Below are 11,774 nucleotides of genomic sequence, written 5' to 3'. Positions count from 1 at the left end.
GGGACGCAGCCCGCGGGGGCGACATCCCGCCTCCGCACCCATCAGCCGCAGCGCCAAGAAGGAGCCTCGGCCATCATCAGCCGGTCGCGGAGCCCCTCGCCCCCACCCTCTCCCAGGGCAAGAGTGCGGCCATCGAAAAGATGGCTACGAGCCGTCGCCGAACACCGGCCCGAGCCACTTCCTCACTGGATTTTTCGGTCTACAGCGCGAAGCCGGCCGCCTGCTTATATTCGTCGGAGATGCGGCGCAGCGCCTTCTGGCTGATGAGGTCGTCGATATGGCCGAAGGGCCTCCCGCCGCTGAGCGCATCGACGGTGGTGTTGATGAAGTCGGGCGGCACGGTGCGGTTGGTCTCGACGATGCGGGCGGTGGCGGGCCGGCGCCGAACCTCGTAGGCGAGCAGCGCGGCGCAGGTGTCGGCCCCCTCGCCCATGCGCGCCAGCTCCTCGGCCAGGGTGCGCGCATCGATCAGCGCCTGGGCCGATCCGCCGGAGCCGCGCGGGTACATCGGATGCGCCGCGTCGCCCAGGAAGGTGACGCAACCGAAGGTCCACTGCGCGACCGGGTCCTTGTCGACCATCGGGTATTCGAGAATATGGTCGGCCCCGACGATCAGCGCGGGCACGTCGAGCCAGCCGAAGCGCCAGTCCGCGAACAGCGGCAGCACGTCCTCGAGCCGGCCGCGCCGGTTCCAGTCGTTCATCGCGGCACCGGGGCGCTGGATCTCGGCCACCCAGTTGACGAGCTGCAGGCCGCCGGCGTCCACCGCGTCGACGATCGGGTAGACGACCATCTTGCCGGTCTGGATCGAGCCGATCCGCATGTAGCTCTTGCCGGTGAGGATCGGCGGGTGGCGGGTCACCCCGCGCCAGGTGTTGATGCCGGCGAAGGCCGGCCGCTCGTCGGGATAGAACTGGCGCCGCACCGCGGAGTTGACGCCGTCGCAGGCGACCACCGTGGCCGCGCGCACCGCCGGCAGCGGTGCGCCGTCGGAGCTGCGCACGAAGTGAAGCGTGGCGCCCCTCGCGTCCTGCTCCACCCCGGCGCAGCGGTGGTCGGTGTGCACATGGGCCGCGCCCACCCGGGCCAGTACCGCCTCGTACAGGATGCGGTGCAGCGTGCCGCGGTGGATGCCCAGCTCGGGCAGCGCATAGCCTGCATGGCGGCCGCGCGGCTCGCGGTAGATGAACTGGCCGTAGCGGTTGTAGAACACGCTCTCCAGGTTCTCGATGCCCGCCGCCTCCAGCTGCGGCTGCACCCCGAGCGCCGCCAGCTCGCGCATCGCATGCGGCAGCAGCGTGATTCCCATCCCCGCCTCGCCGAACGCCGACACCGCCTCGTAGATCTCGCTGCCGATGCCGCGCGCATGCAGCGCCAGCGCCAGCGCCAAGCCCCCGATCCCTCCCCCGACGATCGCAATCCGCTGCTTCACGCACATCCTCCAGTCATCGAGCCAAGCTCCAAGACCACTCATTAAAGAGCGTATTTCCATGGCGACCGCAGATTCCGGCTTCGCCGGTCTGCCGGTAGCGCCCTCCGGCAGGGGTGGGCGGCCACACGTAGTGGGCAAGCCTGGGGGCGAGCTAAATCCCTTCGGGCTTGATGTTCTGCGTCCGCACCACCCGCGCCCAGCGCTCGGCATCTTCCGCGACCATCCGCCCGAACGCCTCGGGCGTGCTGCCCATCGGGTCCATGCCCTGGGTCTGGAAGGCGGTGCGCAGTTCCTGCAAGGCCAGGATGCCCTGCAGCGTGTGGTTGAGGCTCGCGACCCACTCGGGCGGCGTGCGCGGCGGCGCGAAGATGCCGTACCACATCGTCACGTTCACGTCGCCGGCCCGGGCCTCGCGCAGCGTGGGCAGGTCGGGCAGCAGCGGATGGCGCCTTTCGGCGCCGATGCCCAGGCCCTGCAGCTTGCCGGCTTTCAGGTGCGCCAGCGCCACATGGATCGGCAGGAACATCACGTCGACCTGGCCGCCCAGCAGGTCGGTCACCGCCGGCGCGGTACCGCGGTACGGGATGTGGGTGATGCTGACCCGCGCGGTGGTCTTGAGCAGCTCCATCGCCAGGTGGTGCGGCGTGCCGACGCCGGGCGATGCGTAGTTGAGCCGGCCCGGCCGCGCACGGGCCGCCGCCAGCAGGTCGGCCGCGGTGCGCAGGCCCGATTGCGGCGACGCCACCAGCACCAGCTGGCCCCAGCTTGTCTGCGACACCGGTACCAGGTCCTTCAGCGGATCGAAGGGCAGCTGCGGATACAGGCTGCGGTTCATCACCAGCGTGCTGACCGTCACCAACAGCGTGGCCCCGTTGGGCACCGCGCGCACTACCGCGTCGGTCCCGATGTTGCCCGACGCGCCGGGCCGGTTGTCCACCACCACCGGGCGGCCGAGCCGCTCGCCCAGCCGCGGACCGATGCTGCGGGCCACCAAATCGATGCCGGTCCCCGCGGTGAACGGCACCACCAGCCGCAGCGGTGCCAGCGCGCCACCGCCGGCCGGCGGGTCCTGGGCGGACAGCACAAGTGGCATGCCACCTGTCGCCAAGGCGACCATTGTTGCCAGACAATGCGCGGCTTCCCGGCGATTCACCACCTCACTGCCCATGATGACCTCTCAAGACTTGCGATCTGTCCATTCTGCCGAAGCCGCTGCTGCATCTGCATCTGCGTCTGCATCCGAGAGAATCCTGGGCGCCCCCACGCCCGCCGAAAGCCTGGCCCGCCTCTATGTCCGCCCCGGCTTCCTGCTGCGGCGCGCCCACCAGATATCCGCCTCGCTCTTTGAAGACACCTGTCGCGAGGTCGGCCTGACACCCGCTCAGTACGGAGCGCTGACGGTACTGCAGGCGCGGCCCGGCCTCGACCAGGCCAGTCTGGCGCGGGCTCTGGGCTTCGACAAGGTCACCGTGCTGCGGGTGCTGCGGGTGCTGGAAGCCCGCAAGCTGCTGGTGCGCAGCACCACGCCCGACAACCGGCGCAGCCTGCACCTGGCGCTGACCGAACCGGGCCGGGCCCTGCTGGCCGATGCGCAGCCCCTGGCCGAGCGCGCCTACCAGCGGCTGATGGCGCCGCTGAGCCAAAATCAGCGGCAGCAGCTGACCGACCTGCTGGAGCTGATGACGCAAGGACTGGAGCCGGAAGCCCGCGCGCCGCTGGTGCGGACCGGCGTGGCCGACGCCGGCGAAGAGGACGACGACGAGGCCGGCGACGAGGGCTGAGGCGGGGCCGCGCGACCCGCTCCGCACGCCCCGGGGCAGCGTCTACGGAAGTCGCCCCTCAGATGCTACATTTTCGATAGCTGGAAGCCGGCGCGGATAGCCGGCTACACCCACTTTTCGCTAGAATTCGATGCCCCAGCGGGCCAGCGCGGCATCGTCGCTGCTGCGGGCATCCACCCAGCGGCCGCCGCCGGGCGTCTGCTCCTTCTTCCAGAACGGCGCCCGGGTCTTCAGGTAGTCCATCAGGAATTCGCAGGCCCGGAACGATTCGCCCCGGTGCGCCGAGCCGACCGCCACCAGCACGATCTGCGCGCCGGGGGCCAGCAGCCCCACCCGGTGGATCACCCGCGCCGCCCGGATGTCGAAGCGGGCATGCGCCGCGTCGACCATCGCCTCGATCGACTTCTCGGTCATGCCGGGATAGTGCTCCAGCTCCATCGAGGCCACGTCGTCCCCGGCATTGCGGCTGCGCACCGTGCCGACGAAACTGCACACCGCGCCGACGCCGCCGTCGCCCTCGCGCAGGGCCGCCACTTCGGCGGAGAGATCGAAATCGGCGGTCTGGATCGAGACGCGCGGCGCGCTGCGTGGGGACGTCATGCGGCGGATTGTGGCACCGGCCCGACGGCGGCCTGTCCAGGATGACGCATGCCCCGCCCGTTCGGAGCGGCACCGCGCGGGCGGATCAACCGCCGGTGACCGGCGGGAAGAACGCGACCTCGGCTCCATCGCGCAACGGCGCCGATTCGGTGCTCAGCACCTGGTCGATCGCCACCCGCACCGCCCGGTCGTGCGACAGGCTCTCGGCCCAGGCACCGCCGCGCGCGATCAGCTCGTCGCGCAGTTGGCCGGCGGTGGCGGCGTCGGTCTCGAGCAACTCGGTGCCGGTGCCGACGGCCTCGCGCACCGAGGCGAAAAAGCGCAGCGTGACTTTGCTCATAAAAAACCTTCGTGCCGGCGCACCGCGGTGCGCGCTTGCTTCATCCCATCAACTCCGAGAACGGCAGGAAGCGCACCGTGTCGCCGTGCGCGATCGCGGTGCCTGCCGGGTTGTCGACCAGGCCGTCGCTTCGGACCATCGAGGTCAGCACGCCCGAGCCCTGGTGGCCGAACAGCTCCAAGCCGCCGGCGGGGTTGCGCGCGACGCGCAGGAACTCGCGTCGATGCTCGGCCTTGCCCCAGTCGAAATGCGCGGGCATCGGCAGCGGCGTGGGGGCCAGTTGCGTCGCCCCCTGCAGCTTGAGCAGGAAGGGCCGCACCAGCATCAAAAAGGTGACGAAGCTCGACACCGGGTTGCCCGGCAGGCCGATGAAATGCGCCGCGCCGACGCGGCCGTACGCGAAGGGCTTGCCGGGCTTGATCGCCATCTGCCACAGCGTGAGCGTGCCGAGCGACCGCACCGCGGGCTTCACATGGTCCTCCTCGCCGACCGAGACGCCGCCGCTGGTCAGCACCAGGTCGTGCGCCTCGGCCGCGCCGCGCAGGGCCTCGACCGTGGCGGCGAAGTCGTCGGGCACGACACCCCGGTCGGTCACCTCGCAGCCGGCGCGCAGCAGCAGGGCGCGCAGCAGGAAGCGGTTGGAGTTGTAGATCGCGCCGGGCGGCATCCGGTCGGCCGGCACGTCGCCGGGCATGACCAGCTCGTCGCCGGTCGAGAACAGCGCCACGCGGGGCTTGCGTGCCACGGTCAGCGTGGCGCAGCCGATGCTGGCCGCCAGGCCCTGCGCGGCCGGGTCGAGCCGCGTGCCGCGCGGCAGCACCACCGCGTCGCGGGCGACGTCTTCGCCGGCGCGCCGGATCGCCAGGCCGGCGGCGGGCGCGATGTCGATCCGCACCGCGTCGCCACCGGCGCCCGCGGACGCGGACGCGGGCAATGCGGTGCAGTTCTCCTGCATCACGACCGCGTCGGCGCCGGGCGGTACCGGCGCGCCGGTGAAGATGCGCGCGGCGGTGCCGGGCCGCAGCGGCTGCGGCACCTGGCCGGCGGCGACGCGCTGGGAGATCGGCAGTTCGGTGCCGGGACGGGCGGTGTCGGCGGTGCGCACCGCGTAGCCGTCCATCGCGCTGTTGTCGTGCGGCGGTACCTGAAGGGCGGAGACCAGGTCGACGGCGAGCACCCGGCGGTCGGCGTCGAAGGTGGAGACGCTTTCGGTTTCGGACAGGGGCTCGGCGCAGGAGAGCAGCTCGGCCAGCGCGTCGTCGAGCGCGGTAAGCGTCTTGCGGGGCGCGCCGCGCGCCAGCGGCGCGGCAGGGGATGGTGGGGTGGAGGTCATGCGGGTATTTTCGGCGCATCCGCCCCGGGCTAGCGCATTTGGGAGGCTGCGCAGCAGAAGAATCGTCGGCTGCAAAGCGACCGCAGCGGTCCATTTTTCACCGGCTTCTTGCCCCATAGCCATGCTATGCGGCAGCGAGCCCGGCAAAAACTGTCCTCGCTGGGGCCGCTTTTCGCTTTCGACGCCTTCTGCTGCGCAGCCTCCTAGGGGTAAGCGAAGCGGGCCGCGTGCGCCAGCAGCCAGTCGCCGATGGCGGCGGCGTCGTTCAGGTCGAGCAGCGGCAGCGCGGTCGGCACCGGCAGGGCCGCGGGCCGGTCGGTGGCGACGGCGCAGATCGCGGCGTCCTGCGGATAGCGCGCCGGGTGGCCGGCGAAGTCGGCGGTCGGCGTGCGCCAGATCTCGACCTTGGGCAGGTCGCTGCCGCGAAAGCCCTCGACCAGCACCCAATCGACCGTCGGGTCGATCTCGGCGATCAGGGCGTGCACCTCCGGCTCCTGTGGCGCCGGGTATTCGCGCATCAGCGCCAACCGCACGTCGGACGCCACCAGCACCTCGCAGGCGCCGGCCTTGCGGTGGCGCCAACTGTCCTTGCCCTCGTGGTCGATGTCGAAGCGGTGGTGCGCATGCTTGACCACCGCCACCCGCATGCCGCGCGCCACCAGGTGGGCGATCAGCGGTTCGAGCAGCGTGGTCTTGCCGGAGCCCGAGTAACCGGCGAAGCCGACCACGTTCACCGTACGCTCCTGAATCGATAGCAAAAGGTCGGCACCGGACGCCGGCCAGCGCACGATTCGACTCGCAAAACGGTCGTCCGCGGCTCAGGCACAGTGCTGGGCGATGTAGGCCTGCACCGCGGCCACGTCGGCCGGCAGCGGCACGACGCGCTTGGGCAGCGATTCGATGCCGTCGAACTGCTTCGGCCGCTCCGGCTCCTGGCCCAGGGCTTCGACGATGGTGGCGGCGAACTTGATCGGCAACGCCGTCTCCAGCACCACCATCGGCACGCCGGGCTGCAGCTGCTCGCGCGCCACCTTCAGCGCATCGGCGGTGTGCGGGTCGACCATCGTCGCGAAGCGCTTCCAGGTGTCCTGGATGGTCGCGACGCGGTCGGCATGGGTGCTGCGGCCGCTGGCGAAACCGTACTTGCCCGAGGCGTCGGCGAAGGAGGCGTGCGCTTGCAGGTGGAACCTGCCGTGGGCGTTCAATTCGTCCGAGAACAGCCGCCTCACCTCGTCGCCGTCGCGCGCCAGCAGGTCGAACACGAAGCGCTCGAAGTTGCTCGCCTTGCTGATGTCCATCGACGGGCTGGAGGTCTCGTGCGTGTCCTGGCTGCCGCGCACCCGGTAGACGCCGGTGCGGAAGAATTCGTCGAGCACGTCGTTCTCGTTGGTGGCCACCACCAGCCGGGCGATCGGCAGGCCCATCATGCGGGCCACGTGGCCGGCGCAGACGTTGCCGAAGTTGCCGCTCGGCACGGTGAAGCTGACCTTCTGGTCGGTTCCGCCGCCGGGCCGCCCCGAGGCGGAATGCGCCCCCTCGGGGGGCAGCGATGACACGCCAGTGCCGAGCGTGGGGGCCTGGGGTGCGCGGCTGGCCTGGAAGTAGCCGGCGAAATAGTAGACGACCTGCGCCAGCAGCCGCGCCCAGTTGATCGAATTGACGGTGCCGATCCGGTACTTGCGCTTGAACTCCAGGTCGTTGCTCACCGCCTTGACGATGTCCTGGCAGTCGTCGAACACGCCGGCGATCGCGAGGTTGTGGATGTTGGCGTCCTGCAGGCTGAACATCTGCGCTTGCTGGAACGGGCTCATCCGACCCTGGGGCGAGGTCATGAAGACGCGCACGCCCTGTTTGCCCTTCATCGCGTACTCGGCCGCGCTGCCGGTGTCGCCGCTGGTGGCGCCGAGGATGTTGAGTTCCTCGCCGCGGCGGCCCAGTTCGTACTCGAACAGGTTGCCCAGCAGCTGCATCGCCATGTCCTTGAAGGCGAGCGTCGGTCCGTTGGAGAGGGCCTCCAGGTACACGCCGTCTTCCAGTTCGCGCAGCGGCACGATCTCCTTCGTGCCGAAGACCGCCCGGGTGTAGGTCTTCTCGCAGATCGCCTTCAGGTCGGCGGCGGGAACGTCGTCGATGTAGAGCGACAGGATCTCGAACGCCAGTGCGGCGTAGCCCTGCGTGTCGTACACCGTGCGCCACCGCGCGAGGGTGGCGGCGTCGGCCTGCGGATAATGCTCGGGCAGGTACAACCCGCCGTCGGGCGCCAGGCCTTCCAGCAGGATGTCGGAAAAACGCTTGCGCTCGGGGTGGCCGCGGGTGGAGAGGTAGTTCATGCGAGAGGACAGATCAATGCCACGTCGGGAAAGTAGGTCTGGATGCGTTTGCTGTCGCGTGTGAGCAAAGCCCATCCCCGCACGTTGGCGTGTGCACCGATGAAGAAGTCGGGAAGCGTTGCTGCGCGCTGGCCGCCCGCAATGCGGTAGCGGGCATGGGCGTGCGCCGCCTGAAAGGCCGTATCCGGGTCGATCGGATCGATGCCGATGCGTAATTCCTGCAGGAAACTCGCCAGGTCGGCCTGGCTCTCGAAGTCACGGGCGATCTCGGCATAGACAATCGCGTTGATGAAAAGCGGACCGGCCGATGCGGCTTGCAGCAAATGCTCTTCGCTCCAACCATACCAATCGGACGTACCCTCGATCAGATCGATCAGCACGTTGGCATCGACCAGGGTCATCGCATCGCATCCTCGCCGCGGGTGAATCGCATGATTTCCTCGGTCGACTGCTTCAGCAACCCGGTACCCCGCCATTTCCGCAGGGCCGCCCGGATGTCTTCCACATCGCGCTTCTCCGGCACGGCGGCCGTCATGCGCACGCTGCCATCGGGCAGCGGCTCATATTCGACCTCCTGGCCCGGCGCTACCTTCAAGTGCTGGCGAATCGCTTTCGGAATCGTGACCTGGCTTTTAACGGTGAGTGCGTAACCCATGGGATCTCCGGAAAAGTAATACCTCGAATTGTATTACCGCTTGCCGAATGGCTTCAAGCCAGCTCTTCCTTGCGGATCCGCACGATCGGCGCCAGCACCGTCGGCAGCGCCTGCATCTGGGCAATCACGCCGTCGATGGCGCCTTCGCGGGTGTCGTGGGTCAGGATGATCACGTCGGTCTGGGTGGCGCCCTCGCCGGCGACCTCGTCGGCTTCGCGCTGCAGCACCGCGTCGATGCTGATGCCGGCCTCGGCCAGCAGGCCGGTGACCTTGGCCAGCACGCCGGCCTGGTCGGCCACGCGCAGGCGCAGGTAGTAGCTGGTGACGGTCTCGGCCATCGGCAGCACCGGCAGGTCGCCGCCGTTGGAGAGGACTGCGTCGGGCTGGAACGCCAGGTGCGGCACCCGGTGGCCGGGGTCGGCGGTATGCAGGCGGGCGATGTCGACCAGATCGGCGATCACCGCGCTGGCGGTCGGCTCGCTGCCGGCGCCCTTGCCGTAGTAGAGCGTGGTGCCGACGGCGTCGCCCTGCACCATCACCGCGTTCATCGCGCCCTCGACGTTGGCGATCAGCCGCTTGGCCGGCACCAGGCTCGGATGCACCCGCAGCTCGATGCCACTGACCTCGCCAGAGGTCGCTCCCGTGCCCCCGCGGCGCTTGGCTATACCCAGCAGCTTGATGCGGTAGCCGAGTTGTTCGGCGTAGCGGATGTCCCGCGCGCCGAGCTTGGTGATGCCTTCCACGTAGGCCTTGTCGAACTGCACCGGGATGCCGAAGGCGATGGCGCTCATCAGCGTGGCCTTGTGCGCGGCGTCGACGCCTTCGATGTCGAAGGTCGGGTCGGCCTCGGCATAGCCCAGGCGCTGGGCTTCCTTGAGCACCACGTCGAAATCGAGGCCCTTGTCGCGCATCTCGGACAGGATGAAGTTGGTGGTGCCGTTGATGATGCCGGCCAGCCACTGGATGCTGTTGGCGGTGAGGCCTTCGCGCAGCGCCTTGATGATCGGGATGCCGCCGGCGACGGCCGCCTCGAACGCCACCATCACGCCCTTCTTGTGCGCGGCCTCGAAGATCTCGGTGCCGTGCACCGCCAGCAGCGCCTTGTTGGCGGTGACGACATGCTTGCCGGCGGCGATCGCCTCCAGCACCAGCTCGCGCGCCAGGGTGCAGCCGCCGATCAGCTCGACGACGATGTCGATCCCGGGGTTGCGGACGATGTCGCGCGGGTCTTCGACGACCCGCGCCGAATCGCCGACGATCTCGCGGGCCCTGGCCCGGTCGCGCCGCGACACGGCCACGATCTCGATGCCGCGGCCGGCACGGTGCCTGATCTCTTCCTGGTTGCGCCGCAGCACCTCGAACACGCCGGTGCCGACGGTGCCGATGCCCAGCACGCCTACTTGAATCGGTTTCATATCTCTCTCGGGGAACGCTGCGACTACGGGATGCGGCGCCGCGCATGCGACGCCATCGGAAAAGGCCGGGGCACTCCGCTCAGGCGCGGCGCTTGCGGTAGCTCTCGAGAAACTTCGCGATGCGGCCGATGGCCTCGCGCAGGTCGTCCTCGTGCGGCAGGAACACGATCCGGAAGTGGTCGGTGTCGGGCCAGTTGAAGCCGGTGCCCTGCACCAGCATCACCCGGGTCTCCTGCAGCAGCTCCAGGAAGAACTGGCGGTCGTCGGCTACGGGATAGACGGCAGGGTCGAGCTTCGGGAACATGTAGAGCGCCGCCTGCGGCTTCACGCAACTCACTCCGGGGATCGCGGTGATCAGTTCGTAGGCCAGGTCGCGCTGGCGGCGCAACCGGCCGCCGGGGCCGACCAGGTCGTTGATGCTCTGGTAGCCGCCGAGCGCGGTCTGGATCGCCCACTGGCCCGGCACGTTGGCGCAGAGCCGCATGTTCGAGAGCATGTTGAGGCCCTCGATATAGTCGCGCGCCGCCTTCTTGTCGCCCGACACCACCAGCCAGCCGGCGCGGTAGCCGCAGGAGCGGTAGCTCTTCGAGAGCGAATTGAAGGTGAGCGTCAGCACGTCTTCCGACAGGCTGGCGATGGCGGTGTGCCGCACGCCGTCGTAGAGCACCTTGTCGTAGACCTCGTCGGCGAACAGCACCAGTCCATGCTGGCGGGCGATGTCGACCAGGCTCTTGAGCAGCTCGGTGCAATAGAGCGCCCCGGTCGGGTTGTTCGGGTTGATCACCACGATACCCTTGGTGCGCGGCGTGATCTTGGCGCGGATGTCGTCGAGGTCGGGCATCCAGCCGTCGGCCTCGTCGCAGCGGTAGTGCACCGGCGTGCCGCCCGACAGGCTGGTGGAGGCGGTCCACAGCGGATAGTCGGGCATCGGCAGCAGCAGCTCGTCGCCGTCGTTGAGCAGCGCGTTGGTCGACATCGCGATCAGCTCGGAGGCGCCGTTGCCCAGGTAGATATCGTCGAGCGTCACGCCCGCGATGCCCTGCTCCTGGGTGTAGTGCATCACCGCCTTGCGCGCCGCGAAGATACCCTTGCTGTCGGAATAACCCGCCGAGTTGGGCAGGTTGCGGATCATGTCCTGCTGCACTTCCTCCGGCGCATCGAAGCCGAACACCGCCAGGTTGCCGATGTTGAGCTTGATGATCTTCTGGCCCTCTTCCTCCATCTGCTTGGCCCGGTCCATTATGGGGCCGCGGATGTCGTAGAGGACGTTGGCGAGCTTGGCGGATTTCTGGATGGCCTTCAAGGTTCCTCCGGAGGGCGGGCGGCAGCGGGGAAACCTATAATTGAACCACAGTTTGCCACGTGCAAAGCCGGCCCGCCGCGGTGCCCGCCGACGCGCGCGACCGCGCTGGCGCCCCGCTTTTCCGACGCTCCCCACTTCCCGCCCCCCGCCATGAAACTCCAGCCCGACAAGTTCGACGCGCCCTCCATCGGCGGCCACGGCCCGGGCTGGATCGGTCTAGGGACCGAGCGCATCGAATCGAGCGTGATCCTGGGTTCGCGCGGCGAGCGGATCGACTGGCCGTGCCGCCGTTTCGAAGACCTGAGCGCCGCCCACTTCGAGACGCTGGCCGGGCTGGACGCGGAGCTGATCCTCTTCGGCAGCGGCCTGCGCAACCGGTTCGCGCCGACCGCGTGGCTGCGGCCGCTGATCGCGCGGCAGATCGGACTGGAGACGATGGATACGGCGGCCGCCTGCCGTACCTACAATATCCTGGCGGGCGAGGGGCGGCACGTGTTGGCCGCGTTGCTGCTGGAGCCCCTGCCGGGCACACGTACTTCGGACGGCTGAAATACGGGGAAAATCCACGAAGTGGTAAAATTCGCA

General features: G+C 69.1%; 13 protein-coding genes. 2 read left to right on the top strand and 11 right to left on the bottom strand.

Going from position 1 to position 11,774, the window contains the following annotated elements; all coding sequences use genetic code 11:
- Nucleotides 1-199: 199 nt before the first annotated feature.
- The gene (locus DFQ15_RS04105) at nucleotides 200-1,432 is read right to left on the bottom strand and encodes a flavin-dependent oxidoreductase (protein WP_374940999.1); all 1,233 of its coding nucleotides are present in this window, start codon (nucleotides 1,430-1,432) and stop codon (nucleotides 200-202) included.
- Between the two features lie 151 nt (nucleotides 1,433-1,583).
- The gene (locus tag DFQ15_RS04100) at nucleotides 1,584-2,525 is read right to left on the bottom strand and encodes a tripartite tricarboxylate transporter substrate binding protein (RefSeq protein ID WP_233504257.1); all 942 of its coding nucleotides are present in this window, start codon (nucleotides 2,523-2,525) and stop codon (nucleotides 1,584-1,586) included.
- A gap of 76 nt (nucleotides 2,526-2,601) precedes the next feature.
- Here DFQ15_RS04100 and DFQ15_RS04095 point away from each other — a divergent pair, with 76 nt between their 5' ends.
- Nucleotides 2,602-3,213, top strand: coding sequence for a MarR family winged helix-turn-helix transcriptional regulator (locus DFQ15_RS04095; protein ID WP_110464762.1), 612 nt, complete (start codon nucleotides 2,602-2,604; stop codon nucleotides 3,211-3,213).
- Between the two features lie 120 nt (nucleotides 3,214-3,333).
- Here the strand turns inward: DFQ15_RS04095 and DFQ15_RS04090 are convergent, their stop codons facing one another.
- The 9 genes from DFQ15_RS04090 to DFQ15_RS04050 all read right to left on the bottom strand — a co-directional run bounded on the left by DFQ15_RS04090 (nucleotide 3,334) and on the right by DFQ15_RS04050 (nucleotide 11,189).
- Entirely contained in the window at nucleotides 3,334-3,813 is a 480-nt protein-coding gene (locus DFQ15_RS04090) for a molybdenum cofactor biosynthesis protein MoaE (protein ID WP_110464737.1), read from the bottom strand.
- 85 nt (nucleotides 3,814-3,898) lie between these two features.
- A complete protein-coding gene (locus tag DFQ15_RS04085; protein WP_110464736.1) occupies nucleotides 3,899-4,153 on the bottom strand; it encodes a MoaD/ThiS family protein in 255 nt (84 codons plus the stop codon).
- Between the two features lie 40 nt (nucleotides 4,154-4,193).
- Entirely contained in the window at nucleotides 4,194-5,486 is a 1,293-nt protein-coding gene (locus tag DFQ15_RS04080; RefSeq protein ID WP_110464735.1) for a molybdopterin molybdotransferase MoeA, read from the bottom strand.
- Nucleotides 5,487-5,689: 203 nt separating this feature from the next.
- Complete coding sequence (gene mobB, locus DFQ15_RS04075; protein ID WP_259292609.1) at nucleotides 5,690-6,244, bottom strand: molybdopterin-guanine dinucleotide biosynthesis protein B; 555 nt, start codon at nucleotides 6,242-6,244, stop codon at nucleotides 5,690-5,692.
- Nucleotides 6,245-6,304: 60 nt separating this feature from the next.
- Entirely contained in the window at nucleotides 6,305-7,816 is a 1,512-nt protein-coding gene (locus DFQ15_RS04070; RefSeq protein ID WP_110464734.1) for a threonine synthase, read from the bottom strand.
- Nucleotides 7,813-8,217, bottom strand: a complete 405-nt coding sequence (locus tag DFQ15_RS04065; RefSeq protein ID WP_110464733.1) for a type II toxin-antitoxin system VapC family toxin — start codon at nucleotides 8,215-8,217, stop codon at nucleotides 7,813-7,815. The genes DFQ15_RS04070 and DFQ15_RS04065 overlap by 4 nt, the downstream gene beginning before the upstream one ends.
- A complete protein-coding gene (locus tag DFQ15_RS04060; protein ID WP_110464732.1) occupies nucleotides 8,214-8,471 on the bottom strand; it encodes an AbrB/MazE/SpoVT family DNA-binding domain-containing protein in 258 nt (85 codons plus the stop codon). Before DFQ15_RS04060 ends, DFQ15_RS04065 begins: the two co-directional genes overlap by 4 nt.
- A gap of 53 nt (nucleotides 8,472-8,524) precedes the next feature.
- On the bottom strand, nucleotides 8,525-9,886 hold the full coding sequence (locus DFQ15_RS04055; protein WP_110464731.1) for a homoserine dehydrogenase: 1,362 nt from the start codon (nucleotides 9,884-9,886) through the stop codon (nucleotides 8,525-8,527).
- A gap of 79 nt (nucleotides 9,887-9,965) precedes the next feature.
- Complete coding sequence (locus DFQ15_RS04050) at nucleotides 9,966-11,189, bottom strand: pyridoxal phosphate-dependent aminotransferase (RefSeq protein WP_110464730.1); 1,224 nt, start codon at nucleotides 11,187-11,189, stop codon at nucleotides 9,966-9,968.
- A gap of 150 nt (nucleotides 11,190-11,339) precedes the next feature.
- On the opposite strand from DFQ15_RS04050, the gene DFQ15_RS04045 reads away from it, so the two are divergent.
- Nucleotides 11,340-11,738: an Mth938-like domain-containing protein gene (locus DFQ15_RS04045; RefSeq protein WP_110464729.1), complete on the top strand. Its 399-nt coding sequence runs from the start codon at nucleotides 11,340-11,342 to the stop codon at nucleotides 11,736-11,738.
- Nucleotides 11,739-11,774: the final 36 nt, after the last annotated feature.

Origin of the sequence: Xylophilus ampelinus, assembly GCF_003217575.1 — a bacterium.
GTDB classification, from domain to species: domain Bacteria; phylum Pseudomonadota; class Gammaproteobacteria; order Burkholderiales; family Burkholderiaceae_C; genus Xylophilus; species Xylophilus ampelinus.
The sequence above is the reverse complement of the archived record's forward strand: the minus strand, read 5'-3'. Positions and strand labels throughout refer to the sequence as shown.